Annotated in this window: 23 protein-coding genes; 16 read left to right on the top strand and 7 right to left on the bottom strand. The window is 43.3% G+C overall.

Going from position 1 to position 20,600, the window contains the following annotated elements:
* The gene (locus DW738_RS09625; RefSeq protein ID WP_123160886.1) at positions 1–228 is read left to right on the top strand and encodes a phosphoribosylaminoimidazole carboxylase; all 228 of its coding nucleotides are present in this window, start codon (positions 1–3) and stop codon (positions 226–228) included.
* A gap of 55 nt (positions 229–283) precedes the next feature.
* A complete protein-coding gene (purB, locus tag DW738_RS09620) occupies positions 284–1,582 on the top strand; it encodes an adenylosuccinate lyase (RefSeq protein ID WP_070845603.1) in 1,299 nt (432 codons plus the stop codon).
* Between the two features lie 398 nt (positions 1,583–1,980).
* Here the strand turns inward: purB and DW738_RS09610 are convergent, their stop codons facing one another.
* Positions 1,981–2,697, bottom strand: a complete 717-nt coding sequence (locus tag DW738_RS09610; protein ID WP_006595289.1) for a GntR family transcriptional regulator — start codon at positions 2,695–2,697, stop codon at positions 1,981–1,983.
* Positions 2,698–2,828: 131 nt separating this feature from the next.
* Here DW738_RS09610 and DW738_RS09605 point away from each other — a divergent pair, with 131 nt between their 5' ends.
* The 14 genes from DW738_RS09605 (at position 2,829) to DW738_RS09535 (ending at position 18,741) form a co-directional block, all read left to right on the top strand.
* Positions 2,829–4,616, top strand: a complete 1,788-nt coding sequence (locus tag DW738_RS09605) for a beta-galactosidase family protein (protein WP_123160885.1) — start codon at positions 2,829–2,831, stop codon at positions 4,614–4,616.
* Positions 4,613–5,089 carry a PTS system mannose/fructose/N-acetylgalactosamine-transporter subunit IIB gene (locus DW738_RS09600; RefSeq protein WP_023024885.1) on the top strand — a complete coding sequence of 159 codons (477 nt, stop codon included), beginning with the start codon at positions 4,613–4,615 and terminating at the stop codon, positions 5,087–5,089. The genes DW738_RS09605 and DW738_RS09600 overlap by 4 nt, the downstream gene beginning before the upstream one ends.
* 39 nt (positions 5,090–5,128) lie before the next feature.
* Positions 5,129–6,043, top strand: a complete 915-nt coding sequence (locus DW738_RS09595; RefSeq protein ID WP_023024887.1) for a PTS mannose/fructose/sorbose/N-acetylgalactosamine transporter subunit IIC — start codon at positions 5,129–5,131, stop codon at positions 6,041–6,043.
* Positions 6,030–6,851 carry a PTS system mannose/fructose/sorbose family transporter subunit IID gene (locus DW738_RS09590; RefSeq protein WP_023024889.1) on the top strand — a complete coding sequence of 274 codons (822 nt, stop codon included), beginning with the start codon at positions 6,030–6,032 and terminating at the stop codon, positions 6,849–6,851. The genes DW738_RS09595 and DW738_RS09590 overlap by 14 nt, the downstream gene beginning before the upstream one ends.
* A gap of 11 nt (positions 6,852–6,862) precedes the next feature.
* Positions 6,863–7,267: a PTS sugar transporter subunit IIA gene (locus DW738_RS09585; protein ID WP_023024891.1), complete on the top strand. Its 405-nt coding sequence runs from the start codon at positions 6,863–6,865 to the stop codon at positions 7,265–7,267.
* A gap of 97 nt (positions 7,268–7,364) precedes the next feature.
* Positions 7,365–8,528: an SIS domain-containing protein gene (locus DW738_RS09580; RefSeq protein ID WP_123160884.1), complete on the top strand. Its 1,164-nt coding sequence runs from the start codon at positions 7,365–7,367 to the stop codon at positions 8,526–8,528.
* Between the two features lie 27 nt (positions 8,529–8,555).
* On the top strand, positions 8,556–9,596 hold the full coding sequence (locus DW738_RS09575) for an aldose epimerase family protein (protein WP_023024894.1): 1,041 nt from the start codon (positions 8,556–8,558) through the stop codon (positions 9,594–9,596).
* Positions 9,597–10,067: 471 nt separating this feature from the next.
* A complete protein-coding gene (gene ruvB / locus DW738_RS09565) occupies positions 10,068–11,066 on the top strand; it encodes a Holliday junction branch migration DNA helicase RuvB (protein WP_023024896.1) in 999 nt (332 codons plus the stop codon).
* 6 nt (positions 11,067–11,072) lie between these two features.
* The gene (locus DW738_RS09560; RefSeq protein ID WP_123160883.1) at positions 11,073–11,639 is read left to right on the top strand and encodes a nucleotidyltransferase family protein; all 567 of its coding nucleotides are present in this window, start codon (positions 11,073–11,075) and stop codon (positions 11,637–11,639) included.
* Between the two features lie 118 nt (positions 11,640–11,757).
* Positions 11,758–12,180: a low molecular weight protein-tyrosine-phosphatase gene (locus tag DW738_RS09555; RefSeq protein ID WP_023024900.1), complete on the top strand. Its 423-nt coding sequence runs from the start codon at positions 11,758–11,760 to the stop codon at positions 12,178–12,180.
* 57 nt (positions 12,181–12,237) lie between these two features.
* Complete coding sequence (locus DW738_RS09550; RefSeq protein ID WP_123160882.1) at positions 12,238–12,651, top strand: hypothetical protein; 414 nt, start codon at positions 12,238–12,240, stop codon at positions 12,649–12,651.
* Positions 12,641–14,458: an acyltransferase family protein gene (locus DW738_RS09545; RefSeq protein ID WP_123160881.1), complete on the top strand. Its 1,818-nt coding sequence runs from the start codon at positions 12,641–12,643 to the stop codon at positions 14,456–14,458. Before DW738_RS09550 ends, DW738_RS09545 begins: the two co-directional genes overlap by 11 nt.
* Positions 14,459–14,817: 359 nt before the next feature.
* The gene (gene adhE / locus DW738_RS09540) at positions 14,818–17,469 is read left to right on the top strand and encodes a bifunctional acetaldehyde-CoA/alcohol dehydrogenase (RefSeq protein ID WP_123160880.1); all 2,652 of its coding nucleotides are present in this window, start codon (positions 14,818–14,820) and stop codon (positions 17,467–17,469) included.
* Positions 17,470–17,691: 222 nt separating this feature from the next.
* Positions 17,692–18,741, top strand: a complete 1,050-nt coding sequence (locus DW738_RS09535) for a zinc-dependent alcohol dehydrogenase family protein (protein WP_123160879.1) — start codon at positions 17,692–17,694, stop codon at positions 18,739–18,741.
* Between the two features lie 316 nt (positions 18,742–19,057).
* On the opposite strand, the gene DW738_RS09525 is transcribed toward DW738_RS09535, so the two are convergent.
* From DW738_RS09525 to DW738_RS10340, 6 genes are read right to left on the bottom strand one after another with little or no spacing between them, the layout of a single operon-like run.
* A complete protein-coding gene (locus DW738_RS09525) occupies positions 19,058–19,219 on the bottom strand; it encodes a bacteriocin (protein ID WP_123160878.1) in 162 nt (53 codons plus the stop codon).
* A gap of 12 nt (positions 19,220–19,231) precedes the next feature.
* Complete coding sequence (locus tag DW738_RS09520) at positions 19,232–19,399, bottom strand: hypothetical protein (protein WP_023024913.1); 168 nt, start codon at positions 19,397–19,399, stop codon at positions 19,232–19,234.
* 11 nt (positions 19,400–19,410) lie between these two features.
* Positions 19,411–19,578 carry a hypothetical protein gene (locus DW738_RS10345; protein WP_006595270.1) on the bottom strand — a complete coding sequence of 56 codons (168 nt, stop codon included), beginning with the start codon at positions 19,576–19,578 and terminating at the stop codon, positions 19,411–19,413.
* A 12-nt stretch (positions 19,579–19,590) separates the two neighbouring features.
* The gene (locus DW738_RS09515; RefSeq protein WP_123160877.1) at positions 19,591–19,758 is read right to left on the bottom strand and encodes a class IIb bacteriocin, lactobin A/cerein 7B family; all 168 of its coding nucleotides are present in this window, start codon (positions 19,756–19,758) and stop codon (positions 19,591–19,593) included.
* Between the two features lie 21 nt (positions 19,759–19,779).
* Entirely contained in the window at positions 19,780–19,953 is a 174-nt protein-coding gene (locus tag DW738_RS09510) for a bacteriocin (protein ID WP_123159734.1), read from the bottom strand.
* Entirely contained in the window at positions 19,954–20,124 is a 171-nt protein-coding gene (locus tag DW738_RS10340) for a hypothetical protein (RefSeq protein WP_023024919.1), read from the bottom strand. It abuts the gene before it with no gap.
* Positions 20,125–20,600 lie beyond the last annotated feature (476 nt).

Here is a 20,600-nt window from a genome sequence, read left to right as displayed (position 1 = left end):
ATGATTCAACTTATCGTCAACGCATTTGTCGAAAAAGAGAAGACGGGAGCAGTCGTCGAAGTTTTGTATGCTAGTAGCGATCACGAAAAAGTGAAAGCTAAGTATGAAGAGCTAGTTGCACAATATCCTGATAACTATTTAGCCATCTATGATGTCCCACTGGATACGGATTTGAATACACTGGATCACTATCCATCTGTGTGGATCGGGAAAGAAGAATTTGAATAAAGTGATTGCCAGTTGCTAACTGATGTGAAACATCAAAAGAAAGGAAAATAAAACAATGATCGAACGTTACTCTCGCCCTGAGATGGCGAACATTTGGACTGAAGAAAATAAATACCGTGCTTGGCTTGAGGTGGAAATCTTGGCTGACGAAGCATGGGCTGAATTGGGAGAAATCCCTAAGGAAGATGTAGCTTTGATTCGTGAAAAAGCTGACTTTGACATCGACCGTATTTTGGAAATCGAGCAGGAGACTCGCCACGACGTGGTTGCCTTCACACGTGCGGTTTCTGAGACTCTTGGTGAAGAGCGTAAGTGGGTTCACTATGGTTTGACTTCTACTGACGTGGTGGACACTGCCTATGGTTACCTCTACAAACAAGCCAACGACATCATTCGCAAGGATCTTGAAAACTTCCTCAATATCATCGCTGATAAAGCGAAAGAACACAAGTTCACTATCATGATGGGTCGTACTCATGGTGTGCACGCTGAGCCTACAACTTTTGGTCTTAAATTGGCAACTTGGTACAGCGAAATGAAACGAAACATCGAGCGTTTCGAGCATGCGGCTGCTGGTGTGGAAGCTGGTAAGATTTCTGGTGCGGTTGGTAACTTTGCCAACATCCCACCATTCGTTGAAAAATACGTCTGCGACAAGCTTGGTATCCGTGCTCAAGAAATCTCTACACAGGTGCTTCCTCGTGACCTTCACGCTGAGTACTTTGCTGTTCTTGCGAGCATCGCAACTTCGATCGAGCGGATGGCAACGGAGATCCGTGGTCTTCAAAAATCAGAACAACGCGAAGTGGAAGAGTTCTTTGCCAAAGGTCAAAAAGGTTCTTCAGCCATGCCTCACAAACGCAACCCTATCGGTTCTGAAAATATGACAGGTCTGGCGCGTGTTATCCGTGGTCACATGGTGACAGCCTATGAAAACGTGTCACTCTGGCACGAACGTGATATCTCTCACTCATCAGCTGAGCGTATTATCGCACCAGACACAACTATCTTGATTGACTACATGCTTAACCGTTTTGGAAACATCGTTAAGAACTTGACAGTTTTCCCAGAAAACATGATCCGCAACATGAATTCTACCTTTGGTTTGATTTTCAGCCAACGTGCGATGCTTACCTTGATTGAAAAAGGGATGACCCGTGAGCAAGCTTACGACCTTGTTCAACCTAAGACTGCCCAATCATGGGATAACCAAGTAGACTTCAAACCACTTCTTGAAGCCGATCCAGAAGTGACTTCACGTCTCACTCAAGAAGAAATCGACGAAATCTTCAACCCAACTTACTACACCAAACGGGTGGATGAAATCTTCGAACGCATCGGTTTGGGAGACTAACCGCAACTAAAAACGGGAATTTGAAAAATAGACGAAAAGAGGCTGGGACAAAAGTCCTAGCCTCTTAATTGTTCTTGGATTGTCGAGCAAGACGCAGTGGTTGAGTGGGCTCTACTACGCTGATTTTATCAGCTTTTACAGCCCTACTCAACTGTGCGGAGGTGGGACGACGAAATCGAATTCTAACGGATTACCGATTTCTGTCCCACTCTCTTTTCTTTGCCTATATCAGGCGCTCTAGATCCTGAATTTATCATAATAAATTTTGACTTATTAAACTATTTATAGGAAGTCTATCACTAATTATAGATTATTCGTTTTACATGTTTTAGGAACTATTTTTTCGTGCTATAATTTGTATCATAAAAGTCTGAGGCCAGACCCCAGACTTTGAATGATCAATGATCACGATCACAAGAGATAAATTTGATTTTATAGTAGTCGCCGCGTTTATAGGTTTCGCTATATTCGAGAATTTGACCGGTCGCTTCCAATTTTGTCGTCTTCACTTGACGGACAGTTGGGAAGTTTTCATCGATATTCAACACAGAAGCGATTTTGCTTGGTGTTGGAAATACAATATCATTGATTTCTTCAAAGTGTTCATCATTCATGTGAATATGATAATCTTCTTTAAAGCGATCATAAATCGAACTATAGTAATCTAAGCTTGGATAATTTGGGTTAATATATTGCTCTGGGACATAGGTCTGGTGGTAGATATAGGTATCTTCACCAATATGACGAGTCCGATCAATCTTATAATAGAATTGAGTAGGAGCGAGCCCCAGTTTATCCAGGATATTCAGCGCGTTGCCACGCTTAATAGAGAGAACTTTTACGGTCGCTTTTTGGATAGGGAAGGTTTCAACGTCTGAAAACTCAACCAGTTTGTGTTTTCTAGCGCGAGAAACAAAGGTTCCTTTCCCTTGTTGGCGGACGATGTATCCATCGCTAGCCAAATCGTTTAAAGCCCGAACAACAGTAATCGAGCTAACATTATAAATCTTAATCAGCTCGGCTTCTGTGTAAAATTTATCTCCATTTTCGAATTTACCTGAGATAATTTGTTGCTTCAAATCATCTTTGATGTGTTGGTATTTTGGGATTGCCATGTGCTTCACCTCTTCTTTCGATATCCCTTGTTAATATTATTTTAACATATTTTTTCAAAAGTGGTTGACATTTTTTGATCAATATATTATATTAATAAATGAAAAGGGTTTCTTAGAAGGAGGTTCTCAGTATGGGGGCATTTGAAATCCGTGAAGATTTTTATTTAAATGATCAACCTTTTAAGATTTTATCTGGTGCAATTCATTATTTTCGGATCGATCGTGAGGATTGGTATCATTCCTTATATAACCTAAAAGCTCTAGGTTTTAATACTGTTGAAACCTATGTTCCATGGAATGCTCATGAGCCACAAAGAGGCCACTTTCACTTTGAAGGGAATTTGGACTTGGAACACTTTATCCAAGTAGCTCAAGAGTTGGATCTATATGTGATTCTCCGTCCGTCACCGTTTATCTGTTCGGAGTGGGAATTTGGGGGCTTGCCAGCCTGGTTAATCGAAGAAGACCTTCGGATTCGCTCATCGGATCCGGCCTTTCTCAAGGAAGTGGCTCGCTATTACGACGAGCTCCTGCCACGTGTGGCCAAGTACCAATTGGATCGTGGGGGCAATATCCTCATGATGCAGGTTGAGAACGAATATGGCTCTTATGGCGAAGACAAGGCCTACCTTCGGGCGATCAGAGATCTAATGATTGAGCGGGATATTACTTGTCCACTCTTCACCTCTGATGGACCTTGGAGGGCGACCCTTCGAGCAGGGACCTTGATTGAGGATGGACTCTTTGTAACCGGTAATTTTGGTTCGCGTGCGAATTACAACTTCTCTCAGATGAAAGAGTTCTTTGCTGAGCATGACAAAGAGTGGCCACTCATGTGTATGGAATTTTGGGATGGCTGGTTCAATCGGTGGAAAGAACCTATCATCAAGCGAGATCCAGAAGAGTTGGCAGAAGCAGTCCATGAAGTCTTACAAGAAGGCTCTATCAATCTCTATATGTTCCATGGTGGGACCAACTTTGGATTTATGAACGGTTGCTCAGCACGAGGGACCGTGGATTTGCCACAGGTAACATCTTATGACTATGATGCTCTCTTAGATGAGCAGGGCAATCCGACTCCTAAGTACCATGCAGTCAAAAAGATGATGGCGACCTACTATCCAGAGTATCCACAGATGGATCCGCTTGTGAAGTCGACTTTGCCAGAGCATAGACTAAAGGTAACCAACAAGACTAGTTTATTTGGTAATTTAAATGAGATTGCTCAGGTCACAGAAAGTCTTTATCCACAGACCATGGAAGAAATCGACCATCCCTTAGGCTATCTGCTCTATGAGACAGATGTTGAAATGGATGCGGAAGAAGAGCGCTTGCGTATCATCGATGCGCGTGACCGGGTACAGGTTTATGCCAATGATCAATTGATTGCCACTCAATACCAAGAAGAAATCGGTCAAGATCTTTTTTTAAACGGAAAAAAGAAAACGATTACAAGCTTAAAACTCTTGATCGAAAATATGGGACGAGTCAATTATGGACACAAGCTCCTAGCGGATACGCAGCGAAAAGGAATCCGTACAGGAGTTTGCATCGATCTACATTTCAAGCTTGATTGGAAACAATATGCGCTTGATTTTAGCCAGCTGGATCGCTTGGATTTTTCGAAAGAATGGCAAGAAGGTCAACCAGCTTTTTATCAATTTGCTTTTCATCTAGATCAGGTTGAGGATACCTTCCTTGATATGACTGGATTTGGAAAAGGGATCGTCCTTGTAAATGGCCACCATATCGGTCGTTTCTGGGAAGTCGGTCCAACACTCTCCCTCTACATCCCTCATGGTTTTCTCAAAGATGGGGAAAATGAGATCCTCGTCTTTGAGACAGAGGGCACTTGGAAGGAGACCTTAAAACTTGTTTCACAACCTACATTCAAAGAAGTAAAGGGGGAAAACTTATGACTATTGTAGGATGCCGTATCGATGGACGTTTGATCCACGGGCAGGTAGCCAATCTTTGGACTACCAAACTGAATATTTCACGTATCATGGTGATCGATGATGAAGTCGCTCAAAATGATATCGAAAAAAGTGGTTTGAAACTAGCGACACCACCTGGTGTCAAGCTCAGTATCCTGCCAGTAGCAAAGGCTGCAGAAAATATCTTGGCTGGAAAATATGACAGCCAACGTCTCTTCATCGTAGCTCGCAAGCCAGATCGTTTCCTCGGTTTGGTAGAAGCAGGTGTGCCACTTGAAACCTTAAACGTTGGGAACATGTCTCAATCAGACGAGACTCGTCCGATTACTCGTTCGATCAACGTAGTGGATGCTGATGTGGAAGCTTTCCACAAGCTAGCTGAAAAAGGAGTTAAGCTAACTGCTCAAATGGTTCCAAATGATCCAATTGAAGACTTCTTGAAGTTGCTCAAATAGTTTATAAATAAAAAAGAAAAATTTTAGGAGGAAATTGTCATGATACAATGGTGGCAAATTTTACTACTTACTTTGTACTCAGCTTATCAAATCTGTGATGAGTTGACGATTGTTTCATCAGCAGGATCACCAGTCTTTGCTGGTTTCATTACAGGACTTGTCATGGGGGATTTAAAGACAGGTCTCTTTATCGGAGCTTCTCTTCAATTGACAGTGCTCGGTGTTGGTACTTTCGGTGGAGCTTCTCGTATTGACGCCACTTCTGGTGCCGTTCTTGCGACTGCCTTCTCAGTAGCACAAGGGATTGATCCAGAGCTTGCTATTGCTACAATCGCTGTACCGGTAGCAACTTTGTTGACATACTTTGATATTCTTGGTCGTATGACTACAACTTACTTCGCTCACCGTGTAGATGCTGCGATTGAACGCTTTGATTACAAAGGCATCGAACGCAACTATCTCCTTGGTGCGATTCCATGGGCTCTTTCTCGAGCTCTCCCAGTTTACTTCGCGCTTGCTTTTGGTGGATCTTTCGTAGAAACTGTTGTTACAGGTCTTGCTAATGTACAATGGTTGGCAAACGGTCTGAAACTTGCAGGTCAAATGCTTCCAGGTCTTGGATTTGCGATCTTGCTCCGTTACCTTCCTGTTCGTCGTAACCTTCACTACTTAGCACTTGGCTTTGGTTTGACAGCTATGTTGACAGTGCTTTATAGCAATGTTCAAAGCCTTGGTGCTGCAGTGTCTAGCATTGTCGGTTCTGAAGTGTTCGCTAAACTTCCAGAAGAACAAGCTATTACTTTTGTTAACAACTTCAAGAGTGTATCTATGATTGGTATTGCCATTATCGGTATCTTCCTTGCAGTACAACACTTCAAAAACAGTCAACGTACAGTCGTAGCTGCTCCAGTAACTGAATCAGAAAGCGGGGAAATTGAAGATGACGAATTCTAAGAATTACAAACTCACTAAAGAGGATTTTAATCAAATTAACAAACGTAGTCTGTTTACTTTCCAATTAGGTTGGAACTATGAACGGATGCAGGCTTCTGGTTACCTTTATATGATTTTACCTCAGTTGCGTAAAATGTATGGTGATGGCACTCCAGAATTGAAAGAAATGATGAAATTGCATACGCAATTCTTCAATACTTCACCATTCTTCCACACCATTATCACTGGTTTTGACCTCGCTTTGGAAGAAAAAGATGGTGTCAAATCAAAAGATGCGGTCAATGGTATCAAGACAGGTCTCATGGGACCATTCGCTCCTCTTGGGGACTCAATCTTTGGATCATTGGTACCAGCTATTATGGGTTCAATCGCAGCAACTTTGGCTGTTGCAGGAAACCCAGCCGGTATCTTCTTGTGGATCGCTGTGGCAGTTGCTTATGACATTTTCCGTTGGAAACAATTGGAATTTGCCTATAAAGAAGGGGTTAACCTCATCAACAACATGCAAAGTACCTTGACAGCTTTGATTGATGCAGCTGCCGTTCTGGGTATCTTCATGGTTGGTGCCTTGATTGCCAGCATGATTGGTGTTGAAGTTTCTTGGGCTCCACACATTGGGGACAAAGCGATTGAAATTCAAGATATGCTCAACCTTATCTTCCCACGTTTGGTACCAGCTATCATCACAGGTGTGATCTACTGGTTGCTTGGACGTAAAGGTATGAACTCTACAAAAGCTATCTTGCTCATCATCCTTGCAGCAATCGCATTCTCAGCATTTGGCCACTTCTTCTTTGGAATGGCATAATGGAGTAAGGTATGGCAAAACAGTTAGTATTGGTCAGTCATGGTCGCTTCTGTGAAGAGCTCAAAGCCAGTACAGAAATGATTATGGGACCACAAGACAATATTCATGCCGTGGCCCTCTTGCCAGAGGAAGGTCCTGAGGAGTTTACAGCCAAGTTTGAAGCCTGTGTTGCAGACTTTGAGGACTATATCGTCTTTGCGGATCTTTTGGGAGGCACTCCTTGTAATACAGTTAGCCGTCTGATTCTTGAAGGACGTGCGATTGACCTCTATGCAGGGATGAACTTGCCAATGGTAATTGAATTTATTAATAACAGCCTGGTCGGAGGAGAAGAAGCTTATCCAGCGCGTGCACAAGAAAGCATCGTGAAGGTTAATGATCTTTTATCCAACTTTGATGACGACGAGGATGAATAAGATACGATAGCGAAGACCGCTTGAACATTCGGAATGGGGCTGGGACAATTGTCTCGGCCTCTTACCGCTTATAAGGCGGGTAGAAAAGAGGAAAAGCATGCTAGATTATACAAAAGAAGAACTGCTTGAACTGGGGGCTGAAATTACGACTCGCGAAATTTACCAGCAACCAGAAGTTTGGAAAGGAACCTATCGTCTCTATCAAGAGAAAGCGAAAGAAATCCAAGAGTTTTTAGAGACCATTGGGAAGCGTCATGGCTACATCAAAGTCATCCTGACAGGAGCAGGGACCTCGGCCTATGTGGGGGACACCTTGGTTCCCTATTTGCAGGAAGTGTACGATGAACGCCATTGGAATTTCCAATCCATTGCGACGACTGATATCGTGGCGCATCCACAAACCTACCTCAAAAAAGAAGTGCCGACGGTCTTAGTTTCCTTTGCACGAAGTGGCAACTCGCCTGAAAGTGTTGCGACAGTTGAGTTGGCTCAAGACTTGGTCGATGAACTCTATCAGATCACCATTACCTGTGCGGAAGAAGGCAAGCTAGCTCAGCAAGCTCACGGAGATGAGCGCAATCTCTTGCTTCTCCAACCAAAAGAAACCAATGATGCTGGCTTTGCCATGACATCCAGCTTTACTTCTATGCTCTTGACAGCCCTCTTGGTCTTTGATCCAAGTGAGGAAGAAATCAAGGAAAAACGAGTGGAAGAATTGATTTATCTGTCAGAGCAGGTCTTGGAGAAAGATCGCGAGGTCAAGGAAGTTGTAGATTTAGACTTCGAACGTGTCATCTATCTAGGAGCAGGACCTTTCTTTGGGCTAGCTCATGAAGCCCAGCTCAAGATTTTAGAGTTAACAGCTGGTAAAATCGCGACCATGTACGAGAGCCCTGTCGGCTTCCGTCACGGACCGAAATCCCTTATCAATGACCAAACTCTCGTCTTGGTATTTGGCTCCATTGATCCTTATACGCGTCAGTATGATCTAGATTTGGTTGGAGAAGTAGCAGGGGATCAGATTGCCCGTCAGGTCGTCCTCTTGACGGACCAAGCTGCTGGGATTGAGCATGTACGTGAAGTGTTGGTAGCATCTTCAGCAGACTCACTGGATATCTACCGTGCCTTCCCATACATTATCTACGGTCAATTGATATCTCTCTTGACTTCGCTCAAGGTTCAAAATCGCCCAGACACACCATCACCAACTGGAACAGTCAACCGTGTTGTACAAGGAGTGGTGATTCACCCTTTTCACTAGAATGAATGATCTTGGAGGAGACAACTTGTGAAACACTATCAAAAATATCTATTTGGTCAACTGGACGGCCAAGACGTAGAAGCTTATCGCCTCGAAAATGACCTAGGTTATCAATTGTCTGTCATGACCTATGGGGCGACGATCTTAGAGTATGTGACGCCTGACAAACAGGATCAATTCGCCAATATTGTATTGGGCTTTGACAATTTTGATGCCTATGTCGGCAATAGTCCCAAGTATGGGGCCAGCATTGGTCCAGTTGCTGGTCGGATCGCAGGGGCCAATTTTGAGCTCAATGGTCAAACCTATCACTTAGAAGCCAATAATGGTGCCAACTGCAACCACAGTGGATCGACTGGCTGGGACAGCGCCTTGTTTAGCGTGGAGTCGGTGACGGACCAAGAAATCACTCTGTACACAGAGCGTGCAGATGGCACCGGTGGATTCCCTGGGAATCTCAAGATCTGGGTGACCTATAGTTTGACTGAAGCAGGGGAGCTGGAAATCAGTTACCGAGTAGAGACAGACCAAGACACCCTGGTTAATCCGACCAACCACAGCTATTTCAACCTATCGGGCAACTTCACCCAGCCGATAAATGACCATGTCTTCCAGATCAATCATCAGGGGCTTTACCCCATTCATCCAGATGGCGTTCCTCTTCACACTGTGGATAGAGAAAGTCCAATTGTTCAGCATCTCTACCAAGCCATGCTGTTAGAGGATCTCTTCAAAGATTCTGATCCGCAAATCCGCCTGGTAGAAGGATTAGACCATCCCTTCGCTTTGCCAGAAGGGCATGAAAATGCAGGTTTCTTCTACCATCAGCCGTCTGGGCGCTTTTTGACCTTCAAGTCAGAAGCCCCAGCCTTGGTGGTGTATTCAGCCAATTTTGTAGATGAAACCGTTCATCTTCAAGGCAAACCAATGGTTCAGCACAATGGCCTGGCCCTCGAATTTCAAACAGTGCCAGATGCCATTCATAGTGACCAAGCTGAAAAGGTCATCTTGAGAGCAGGTCAAGTCTTTACCAGCAAGACCAGCTACCATGCCATCGCTAAAAAATAATGAGAAAAGGGGAGGCTCCAAACAAGGATGTAAAATTCTTGCTGAAGGCCTCCTCTTTTTTAGAAAATATTTTTCGAAAATAACTATAAGGAAACTTTAAGCTTCCCGTCGTATACTAATACCATCATCAAAGACCTCCTAACTTTGAATGATAAAACTCCTAAAACTTTTTCATAATAATCTCCCTATAAGAGCCACCAAAACCGGTGGCTTTTCTATATCTCTTAATGAGGTGAACTCAGAGAGTTCAACCGAATTTAGAGATATTGACGCAGTTCGAACGCTAGTGAGAACTACGTTCCTTATTACCTTTATGAGCATCCGCGAGTTTGGGTACGTTCCTTAAACAGAAACAAGTTGTTTTAAGAGGAAAATCGGATCCGAAAACCGATAATCAATAATTAGTAATATATCGAAAAGAATATGATTTTAAATCATCAGAAGGTATCATTTTTTGCTATAATAGACTGTATGAGTAGAATTTTAGACAATGAAATCATGGGCGATGAAGAGGCTGTTGAACGGACGCTACGCCCGCAATATTTACATGAATATATCGGCCAAGATAAGGTCAAGGACCAGCTAAAAATCTTTATTGAAGCGGCTAAGCTTCGGGATGAAGCGCTGGACCATGTCCTTCTTTTTGGCCCCCCGGGACTGGGGAAAACCACTATGGCCTTTGTCATTGCCAATGAGCTGGGTGTTAATCTCAAGCAGACTTCCGGTCCTGTCATTGAAAAGGCTGGTGACCTGGTAGCTATCCTCAATGACCTAGAGCCGGGTGATGTTCTCTTCATCGATGAGATCCACCGTCTGCCTATGTCAGTCGAAGAAGTGCTTTACAGTGCCATGGAGGATTTTTACATCGATATCATGATTGGCGCTGGCGAGACCAGTCGGAGTGTCCATCTGGATCTTCCGCCTTTCACTTTGATTGGGGCGACGACCCGAGCGGGTATGCTGTCCAATCCCTTGCGCGCTCGCTTTGGGATTACGGGGCATATGGAATATTATGAGCAAGATGATCTGACAGAGATTGTCGAGCGGACCGCTGAGATTTTTGAAATGGAAATTACCCACGAAGCTGCTGAAGAGCTCTCTCTTCGTAGTCGTGGGACCCCTCGGATTGCCAACCGCTTGCTCAAACGGGTGCGCGATTTTGCCCAGATTATGGGCGATGGCTTGATTGATGAGACTATTACCGACAAGGCCCTCTCCATGCTGGATGTGGACCATGAAGGACTGGACTATGTCGATCAAAAAATCCTGCGCACCATGATTGAGATGTATGGGGGAGGACCAGTTGGCCTTGGGACCCTATCGGTCAATATTGCTGAAGAGCGGGAGACTGTAGAAGATATGTATGAACCTTACTTGATTCAGAAAGGCTTTATCATGCGGACCCGTACAGGGCGCGTGGCAACCCGCAAGGCCTATGAACACCTAGGCTATCCCTACAATGGAGACTAGCAGAAGATGCTGACAGAAGAAACGATCGTAGAACAAATCCAAGCGGATCCGGAGATGATGGCGGTCTTGGCCATTATTCGAGATCTAGATTTGGCAGATGCTTGGTTAGCAGCGGGTGCGGTACGAAATTTTATCTGGAACCAGCTTTCTGGAAGACCTGGGTTTGATGCGACAACGGATCTGGATCTGGTCTTTTATGACCCTGCGATCAGCTATGAGGAGACGCAGCAGATTGAGCAGGAATTAAAGAAGGTATTTCCCCAGTATGCATGGGAAGTGAAGAATCAAGTCTACATGCACCAGCATAGCCCGGGGACGGCCCCTTATCGCAGTGCTTGTGATGCGGTTTCTAAATACCCCGAGCAGTGTACGGCACTTGCGGTTCGCCTAAGGAAAGATGGTCAGTTGGAGCTCTTTCTCCCCTATGGGACAAGGGATATCGAAGACTTCGTCGTTCAGCCGACTCCACATTTTTTAGCCAGCCCAGAGCGCTTGGTGGTTTATACGGAACGCATGCGGAAGAAAGATTGGAAACGAAAATGGCCAGCCCTTCAGATCATCCTGCCTGACTAAAAAAAGAAAGTCAGCCCACCTCAACGGTGGACAGGCTTTTTTCGTCTTGCCTCAAAATTATAATTTTAGCAGATTATATTTTTCCTACATTCTGTTATAATAGAAAGGAGGTGCTGTCATGAAAAAAATCGTATTTGTGTGTTTAGGAAATATTTGTCGAAGCCCCATGGCGGAGTTTGTCATGAAGGACTTGACCAACCAGTATGAGATTGAAAGTCGTGCTACTTCTAACTGGGAGCATGGGAACCCTATTCACCAAGGGACTCAAAAGATTTTTCGTAGTCATGGCGTGCCCTATGATGCATCTAAAACATCCCTTCAAATCAGTGACCAAGATTTTCATACCTTTGATCTGATCTTAGGAATGGATGAGAACAATGTGTCCGACCTCAAACGAATGGCACCGCCTGGAACAGAGCACAAGATTCATCTCTTTGCAGGAGAAAGTGTCCCAGATCCATGGTACACAGGAGATTTCGAAGAGACCTATCGCCGTGTCCTAGCTGGTTGTCAAGAATGGTTGGAACGCTTAGAAGATTAGTTTCGGACTTGCTCCTTAAATGAGTAACCGGTTGAATAGAAACAGAATGAACAGAATATGGAAAAAATAAAAGAATTATATGAGACCTATAAGGTCTACGTTACGAGAGAGAATATTGAACGATTGTCCTTGGGGATTATTGTTCTGTCTGCTTTATGGGTTTTTCTTTCCTCCATTCCTTTCAGAGGTGTTTTGACCCTCGATAAGGGAGCTATTCGCTACGACGGAAGTATCGTCCGTGGCAAGATGAATGGCCAAGGGACGGTGACCTTTGAAAACGGAGACACCTACAAGGGCAATTTTGTCAATGGGACCTTTAGTGGTCATGGAACCTTTACAGCCAAGGCTGGTTGGAAATATGAAGGTGAATTTGTCAATGGCCAACCAGAAGGCCATGGAACCTTGACGACAGAACAAAATGTTGTCTATAAAGGAACGTTTAAACAAGGAATTTATCAAAATGCGAATTAAATGGTTTTCATTGGTACGGATAACGGGACTTCTTCTCGTTCTTCTCTACCATTTCTTTCAAAAAGTTTTTCCTGGTGGATTTATTGGAGTCGATATCTTCTTTACTTTCTCAGGATTTTTGATCACGGCTCTTCTGATCGATGAGTTTGCCCGTCATCAAAAAATTGACCTCAAAGGCTTCCTGCGACGACGCTTCTACCGGATTGTTCCTCCGTTAGTCTTTATGGTCTTGCTGGTCATGCCTTTTACCTTCTTGGTCAGACGAGACTTTATTGCTGGAATTGGGACACAGATTGCGGCCGTCTTTGGCTTTGTGACCAACTTCTATGAGATGTTAAGTGGCGGAAGTTACGAAAGCCAGTTCATCCCTCATCTTTTCATTCATACCTGGAGTTTGGCTCTGGAAGTTCATTACTACGTACTCTGGGCTCTTTTGGCTTGGTTTTTGGGTAAAAAAGCTAAATCAGTTGGCCAATATAGAGGTTATATCTTCCTTTCTTCGACAGGTCTCTTTTTGGTGACCTTCCTGACCTTCTTTGTCGGAGCACTGGTCACGAAGAATTTGTCCAATGTCTATTTTTCTAGCATCGCTCACGTCTTTCCTTTCTTTGTGGGGAGTGCTTTAGCGACAGTGACAGGGATTACAACGACTAGCCCAAATCTTACTCAATTAGTGAAGAAGTTATCTCTACAGAAGACCTTAGCGATTTTAGCTGGTGCTTTTCTAGTCTTGTTGCTCTTGACCTTTATTCTTCCGTTTGATAGTGTTTGGACCTATTTATTTGGCTTTTTAGTAGCGACTCTTGCTGGATCTGTGATGATTGTGATGACTCGTGTCCTCCATGAAAAGACGCCAGATCAGAAAGAACCTGCAGTGATTACCTTTATTGCGGATACAAGTTATGGGGTCTATCTCTTCCACTGGCCCTTTTACATCATCTTTTCTCAATTAATGACCAATGGCTGGGCTTCTCTGCTAACAACACTGGTATCCTTTAGCCTTGCTGCTTTAAGTTTTTATATTATTGAACCAACCTTGGCTGGACGTGAACCAAAGATTTTTGGCATTTCTATGGATCTCAGAAGTTTCACGAAACCACTCTTTTACAGCGCGATTCCGTTGACCTTGCTCATGTTTGGGATTGCACTTTTTGCGCCACGCGTCGGAGCCTTTGATGAAAACCTGATTACCGAAGGGCTTCGTCAATCCGACAGCAAGATGCAGATCACGCGTGCCCAAGTAGACAATGCTTCAGCGACTTCTTACAATGTGTCAGATGGAGTGACCATGATCGGAGATTCTGTAAACCTCCGGGCATCAGATTATTTGAAACAAGTGCTGCCAGATATCCAATTAGACGCTTTGGTGAGTCGTAATCTGGACTCGGGCTTAAAAGTATATGAAACGGATATTGCCAATAGAGTCTTGCTCAAGAACGTGGTGATTGCACTTGGAACCAACTCTTCTAATAATTACCAAGAATTGTTGGATAAGTTTGTTCAAGAATTACCAAAAGGACATCGCTTAATTTTCGTAACGCCATATGACGGGCGTGAAGCCAATGATAGCAATAGTGTCACCGTTCAGACTCGACAGTATGAGCTGGAGTTGGCTAAAAAATATGACTATGTCTATATAGCAGACTGGTACCAAGCTGCTATCGATAACCCAGCTATTTGGGCTGGAACGGATAATGTCCACTTTGGTTTAGAATCAGATGGGTCCATCGATGTTGGAGGAAACCTGTACGCCAAGGTCGTGAAAGAAGCAGTTGATCAAGCCAATCAGGGGCCGGTTAAACCGTAGAAATTTACTAAGCTATTTAAGCAATTTTCACTTGAAGAAAATTGCTTTTTTTAGTAAAATTAAGAAAACGCTTACATAAATTGCGTGAAAATATTTGCTTGTGAAATTGAAGTGCTTTCTCAAAAAAATCCTTCAATTTTTTCTTGGAAATACTCCTATATAGAAGGAGAAGGAGGGTTCATAGAAAAAAGTTAAAAAAATCTTTGTGAAACTATTTACAAATTTTCTAAAATAGAGTACAATTATATTGTGAAAAAATTAACAAATCGAAATTTCTTACACTATTCTTGAAAGTTTTTGAAAACAAGAAAAAGTTCCGGAAAAGGATAAGGGTTTCAAACATTGGAGGAAAGCATCAAATGGCTGATAAAAAATCTCTCTCACCTGAAGAAAAGAAACTCGCTGCTGAAAAACACGTAGACGAGTTGGTGCAAAAAGCGCTTGTGGCGCTTGAAGAAATGCACAAATTGGATCAGGAACAAGTAGACTACATCGTTGCAAAAGCATCTGTAGCTGCTCTTGACGCACACGGTGTGCTTGCTCTTCATGCTTATGAAGAAACTGGTCGTGGGGTCTTTGAAGACAAGGCGACAAAGAACTTGTTCGCTTGTGAGCACGTCGTGAACAACATGCGCCACACCAAGACAGTTGGTGTCATTCAAGAAGATGACGTCACAGGTTTGACCCTGATTGCTGAGCCAGTCGGAGTCGTTTGCGGGATCACTCCTACAACCAACCCAACTTCAACAGCAATCTTTAAAGCATTGATTTCCTTGAAGACACGGAACCCTATCGTCTTTGCCTTCCACCCATCTGCTCAAGAATCATCTGCTCATGCGGCACAAATCGTCCGCGATGCAGCGATTAAGGCAGGAGCTCCTGAAAACTGTGTGCAATGGATCACGCAACCATCTATGGAAGCAACTAGTGCGCTTATGAACCACGAAGGTGTTGCAACAATCCTTGCAACAGGTGGGAATGCCATGGTGAAAGCGGCCTACTCATGTGGGAAACCAGCTCTTGGGGTAGGTGCCGGAAACGTTCCGGCTTATGTTGAAAAATCAGCCAATATCCGCCAAGCTGCACACGATATCGTCATGTCTAAATCATTTGACAACGGTATGGTCTGTGCATCTGAACAAGCGGTCATCATCGATAAAGAAATCTACGATGAGTTTGTTGAAGAATTCAAATCTTACCATACTTACTTTGTTAACAAAAAAGAAAAAGCCCTTCTTGAAGAGTTCTGCTTCGGTGTAAAAGCCAATAGCAAGAACTGTGCGGGTGCGAAATTGAATGCGGACATCGTTGGGAAACCAGCAACATGGATCGCTGAACAAGCTGGCTTCTCTGTACCAGAAGGAACCAATATCCTTGCTGCAGAATGTAAAGAAGTTGGTGAAAAAGAGCCGTTGACTCGTGAAAAATTGTCACCAGTTATCGCTGTCTTGAAATCTGAAAGCCGTGAAGACGGAATTAACAAAGCACGCCAAATGGTTGAATTCAACGGTCTTGGTCACTCAGCTGCTATCCATACAGCAGACGAAGAATTGACCAAAGAATTTGGTAAAGCAGTCAAAGCCATTCGTGTCATCTGCAACTCTCCTTCGACTTTCGGTGGTATCGGGGATGTTTACAATGCCTTCTTGCCATCATTGACACTTGGATGTGGTTCTTACGGACGCAACTCTGTTGGGGACAACGTTAGTGCCATCAACCTCTTGAATATCAAAAAAGTCGGACGCCGGAGAAATAACATGCAATGGATGAAACTTCCTTCAAAAACATACTTTGAACGTGATTCAATTGAATACCTACAAAAATGTCGTGACGTTGAACGTGTCATGATCGTTACAGACCACGCTATGGTAGAGCTTGGTTTCCTTGATCGTATCATCGAACAGCTTGACCTTCGTCGCAACAAGGTAGTTTACCAAATCTTTGCTGACGTAGAACCAGATCCAGATATCACAACCGTTGAACGTGGTACAGAGATCATGCGTGCCTTCAAACCAGATACCATCGTCGCTCTTGGTGGTGGATCTCCAATGGATGCGGCTAAAGTAATGTGGCTCTTCTACGAGCAACCAGAAGTAGACTTCCGTGACTTGGTTCAAAAATTCATGGATATCCGTAAACGTGCCTTCAAGTTCCCATTGCTTGGTAAGAAGACTAAATTCATTGCGATCCCAACTACATCTGGTACAGGATCTGAAGTAACGCCATTTGCCGTTATCTCTGATAAAGCAAACAACCGTAAATACCCAATTGCTGACTACTCATTGACACCAACTGTGGCAATCGTAGACCCTGCTTTGGTATTGACAGTTCCAGGATCTGTTGCAGCGGACACTGGTATGGACGTTTTGACTCACGCAACAGAAGCTTACGTATCTCAAATGGCAAGTGACTACACGGATGGTCTTGCTCTTCAAGCCATCAAACTTGTCTTTGAAAACTTGGAAAGCTCAGTGAAGAACGCAGACTTCCATTCACGCGAAAAGATGCACAATGCGTCAACTATCGCAGGTATGGCCTTTGCCAATGCCTTCCTCGGTATTTCTCACTCAATGGCCCACAAGATCGGTGCGCAATTCCACACGATTCACGGACGTACCAATGCGATCTTGCTTCCATACGTTATCCGCTACAACGGTACACGTCCAGCCAAGACAGCGACATGGCCTAAGTACAACTACTACCGTGCAGATGAGAAATATCAAGACATCGCTCGTATGTTAGGACTTCCATGCTCTACACCAGAAGAAGCAGTAGAAGCTTATGCAAAAGCTGTTTACGAACTCGGTGAGCGCGTAGGTATCCAAATGAACTTCAAAGCACAAGGAATCGATGAAAAAGAATGGAAGAAACATTCTCGTGAATTGGCCTTCCTTGCTTACGAAGATCAATGTTCACCAGCTAACCCACGTCTTCCAATGGTAGACCATATGCAAGAAATCATCGAAGATGCATACTATGGTTACAAAGAACGTCCAGGACGTCGTAAATAAGGCGCTAGAGAACAACTGATGTTTATCAGCTACCCCTCGCTCAAAAGAGCGAGGGATTTTTCTTTATCTTAACGCTAGAAATTTATTTTTGAGACCTGAAAACTATCTTTTAAAGAAATCTAATAAATATGTTGCAAGCGCTTACTTTGTATGTTATAATATTCACAAAGTAAAAAACTGTAATAAAATGGTTTGATAAAACCAACAAAAAAGGAGTCGCTTATGAAAGCAGCAACATATGTATCCGCAGGAAATCTTCAGTTGATTGATCAACCAAAACCAGTGATCAAGAAACCAACTGATGCGATTGTTCGTTTAGTGAAAACGACCATTTGTGGAACAGACCTCCATATTTTGGGGGGTGATGTTCCAGCTTGTAAAGAAGGGACCATCCTGGGTCACGAAGGAATTGGGATTGTCGAAGAAGTCGGCGATGCGGTTACGAACTTTAAGGTAGGAGACAAGGTTATCATCTCTTGCGTAACAGCTTGTAACACTTGCTACTACTGTAAGCGTGGTTTGCCTTCCCACTGTGAAGATGGGGGCTGGATCCTTGGCCACTTGATCAACGGTACCCAAGCAGAGTATGTCCATATCCCTCACGCAGACGGCAGTCTTTATCATGCACCAGCTTCTGTAGATGACGAAGCCCTGGTTATGCTCTCTGATATTCTGCCTACTTCCTATGAGATTGGTGTTCTTCCTTCTCACGTGAAACCTGGAGACAACGTTTGTATCGTTGGTGCAGGGCCAATCGGTTTAGCAGCTCTCTTAACCGTACAATTCTTCTCACCAGCTACCATTATCATGGTAGACTTGTCAGAATCTCGTCTCGAAGCTTCTAAGAAGTTTGGAGCTACTCATACCATCTGTTCAAGTGATATTGATGAAATCAAGGCCTTTATCAATGAAGTGACCGATGGTCGTGGTGTCGATATCTCCATGGAATGTGTGGGCTATCCAGCTACCTTTGATGTTTGCCAAAATATTATCTCTGTCGGCGGTCATATTGCCAACGTCGGAGTGCATGGTAAACCAGTTAGCTTCAATATTGATGACCTTTGGATCAAGAACATTACGCTCAATACCGGTTTGGTCAATGCCAATACAACTGAAATGCTTCTTAACGTCTTGAAATCTGGCAAGATTGATGCGACGAAGTTGGTGACCCACCACTTCAAACTTTCAGAAGCAGAAAAGGCATACGAAATTTTCAAACATGCTGGCGAAAACAATGCCTTGAAAGTCATTATTGATAACGACCTCAGCTAAGAAGTTGTATAGATCCATCACCTAAATAAGATAGAAAAATGAGAGTGGGACAGAAATCGGTAATTCGTTAGAATTCGATTTCGTCGTCCCACCTCCGCACAGTTGAGTAGGGCTGTAAAAGCTGATGAAATCAGCGTAGTAGAGCCCACTCAACCACTGCGTCTTGCTCGATAATCCAAAGACAATTGAGAGGCTAGGACTTTTGTCCCAGCCTCATTTTTTTGCTTAAAAAGATCGTTTAAACAATAGAACATCCCAGCTATAGAATGATAGCTGGGATGTTTGTACTGTTAAGTGAGATGATAAAGAAGTGTTACTATTTGCCTCGTTTGCGAGCATATTCATCAAAGGCTCCGGCAAAGGTCCCCATGAGTAGGGGAGTTGCAATTAGTCCAACAGTGAGCCAGACGGATCCACCGTCTACATGACTGAGTTCCTGCTCGGACAAGCTTTTAAAACGCGTTTCTTCGAGTCTCATGCTTGCTCCTTTCTAGTGCATAATGCCGTTGATGATACTACGGCCAAAATCACGTCCGGAATTGTATAAAATATTCCATGTTTGAACGATGAATTTCGCCGAGTCAAAGACGGAGGCTCCCCCGTCAATGGTCGCAAGTTCAGCTTCCGTTAGGCAAGTATAATGGATGCTTGTATCCATAGCTGTCCTCCTTAATGTAAGATCGTGTAGAGTAAATCAATTGCCTCGTTCAGAATGGTGAAGGTGACCATGAAGGCAATGGCAAATTTAGGAAAGTACCCTTCTACCTGTTTGGGTGCTTTTTTATCAAGAATGCAGTACCCTGTCAAAAGGATGAGGGTGATAAATACTAGACTCATAGGGTTCCTCCTTTACCATTTTCGTGTCATATTTCGATGAAAGGCATCAATCAGTTTAGTCGTCCCGATATAGGCAGTGGAAAAACCGGATGCGAATACAAACAAAACTGGTAGTGCTCCACCGTTGATATCACTTAATTCATCATGCGTGAGATCTTTAAATTGTACTTGGTCGATCATTGCTTTTCTCCTTCAAATTAATTATTTAAATGCTCCCCAAATGGCAGTTCCGACAGCTGTTACACCACCAGCAATAGAGCCAGATAGATAGGGATGAGCAATGATCCAAGCAATCAATGGGATAGCTCCCCCATCGACTTGAGTCAATTCTGCTTCTGTTAAGGGTGTGAATTTTTGTGTTAATTCTGTTGTCATTTAGTTTTCCTCTTTCTTTTCTGTTTGTTGCCATCTAGCATCAACTGCTAGATAGATCGTAGCCGCAATGGCTAAATTAATTTTTGGTTGAAATGCAATCAGATGTGCATCGTGTAAAACGGTTAATGCGATGATGATTGCAAAAATCATAGTGTGGATAGGCCATCTCATATCTTAATACTCCTAATTTTTGTTGAATAGCAAAGCTAGGGTAATTTTCCAATAGAGCTAGCTTGTATGTGGTTGACTTTTGTTCATTTTGTGTCAGCTGAGCTGATTAGATGAAGCAAGGATAAGGTTAAATAGCCAATGCAGTGTTTAGCTTACGTTTCAAGTTTTTGTTTAAAATAAAATCAATGAAAGCAAGATCAATAAAACAAAAGCTCTGGTATTCTTTTTCATGTTAGGTATTCCCTTTCCTTATTTATTTGCGGAAGAAGTAATACAAAAACCATGGGATGATAATGGGAGTATAGTACATCTGTGGTCCTCCTTTCTTTTTGTTTGGTCACTTATACTATTCGTATAAAAATCTGGAAATGAAAAAAATTTGTTAAAAAGTTTTAGAATGTTTAAATCTCTGAAACTAGTTTCAGAGGGAGGAAATAATAGTTTAAAATATGAAACTATTATCAATTTGGTCAGTT

Source organism: Streptococcus sp. AM28-20 (assembly GCF_003603595.1).
In the GTDB taxonomy this organism is placed as follows: domain Bacteria; phylum Bacillota; class Bacilli; order Lactobacillales; family Streptococcaceae; genus Streptococcus; species Streptococcus ilei.
The sequence above is the reverse complement of the archived record's forward strand: the minus strand, read 5'-3'. Positions and strand labels throughout refer to the sequence as shown.

Coding starts and splice junctions, on each gene's coding strand:
- DW738_RS09625 (WP_123160886.1), top strand. CDS start 1: ATGATTCAACTTATCGTCAACGCATTTGTCGAAAAAGAGAAGACGGGA.
- purB (WP_070845603.1), top strand. CDS start 284: ATGATCGAACGTTACTCTCGCCCTGAGATGGCGAACATTTGGACTGAA.
- DW738_RS09610 (WP_006595289.1), bottom strand. CDS start 2,697: ATGGCAATCCCAAAATACCAACACATCAAAGATGATTTGAAGCAACAA.
- DW738_RS09605 (WP_123160885.1), top strand. CDS start 2,829: ATGGGGGCATTTGAAATCCGTGAAGATTTTTATTTAAATGATCAACCT.
- DW738_RS09600 (WP_023024885.1), top strand. CDS start 4,613: ATGACTATTGTAGGATGCCGTATCGATGGACGTTTGATCCACGGGCAG.
- DW738_RS09595 (WP_023024887.1), top strand. CDS start 5,129: ATGATACAATGGTGGCAAATTTTACTACTTACTTTGTACTCAGCTTAT.
- DW738_RS09590 (WP_023024889.1), top strand. CDS start 6,030: ATGACGAATTCTAAGAATTACAAACTCACTAAAGAGGATTTTAATCAA.
- DW738_RS09585 (WP_023024891.1), top strand. CDS start 6,863: ATGGCAAAACAGTTAGTATTGGTCAGTCATGGTCGCTTCTGTGAAGAG.
- DW738_RS09580 (WP_123160884.1), top strand. CDS start 7,365: ATGCTAGATTATACAAAAGAAGAACTGCTTGAACTGGGGGCTGAAATT.
- ruvB (WP_023024896.1), top strand. CDS start 10,068: ATGAGTAGAATTTTAGACAATGAAATCATGGGCGATGAAGAGGCTGTT.
- DW738_RS09560 (WP_123160883.1), top strand. CDS start 11,073: ATGCTGACAGAAGAAACGATCGTAGAACAAATCCAAGCGGATCCGGAG.
- DW738_RS09555 (WP_023024900.1), top strand. CDS start 11,758: ATGAAAAAAATCGTATTTGTGTGTTTAGGAAATATTTGTCGAAGCCCC.
- DW738_RS09550 (WP_123160882.1), top strand. CDS start 12,238: ATGGAAAAAATAAAAGAATTATATGAGACCTATAAGGTCTACGTTACG.
- DW738_RS09545 (WP_123160881.1), top strand. CDS start 12,641: ATGCGAATTAAATGGTTTTCATTGGTACGGATAACGGGACTTCTTCTC.
- adhE (WP_123160880.1), top strand. CDS start 14,818: ATGGCTGATAAAAAATCTCTCTCACCTGAAGAAAAGAAACTCGCTGCT.
- DW738_RS09535 (WP_123160879.1), top strand. CDS start 17,692: ATGAAAGCAGCAACATATGTATCCGCAGGAAATCTTCAGTTGATTGAT.
- DW738_RS09525 (WP_123160878.1), bottom strand. CDS start 19,219: ATGAGACTCGAAGAAACGCGTTTTAAAAGCTTGTCCGAGCAGGAACTC.
- DW738_RS09520 (WP_023024913.1), bottom strand. CDS start 19,399: ATGGATACAAGCATCCATTATACTTGCCTAACGGAAGCTGAACTTGCG.
- DW738_RS10345 (WP_006595270.1), bottom strand. CDS start 19,578: ATGAGTCTAGTATTTATCACCCTCATCCTTTTGACAGGGTACTGCATT.
- DW738_RS09515 (WP_123160877.1), bottom strand. CDS start 19,758: ATGATCGACCAAGTACAATTTAAAGATCTCACGCATGATGAATTAAGT.
- DW738_RS09510 (WP_123159734.1), bottom strand. CDS start 19,953: ATGACAACAGAATTAACACAAAAATTCACACCCTTAACAGAAGCAGAA.
- DW738_RS10340 (WP_023024919.1), bottom strand. CDS start 20,124: ATGAGATGGCCTATCCACACTATGATTTTTGCAATCATCATCGCATTA.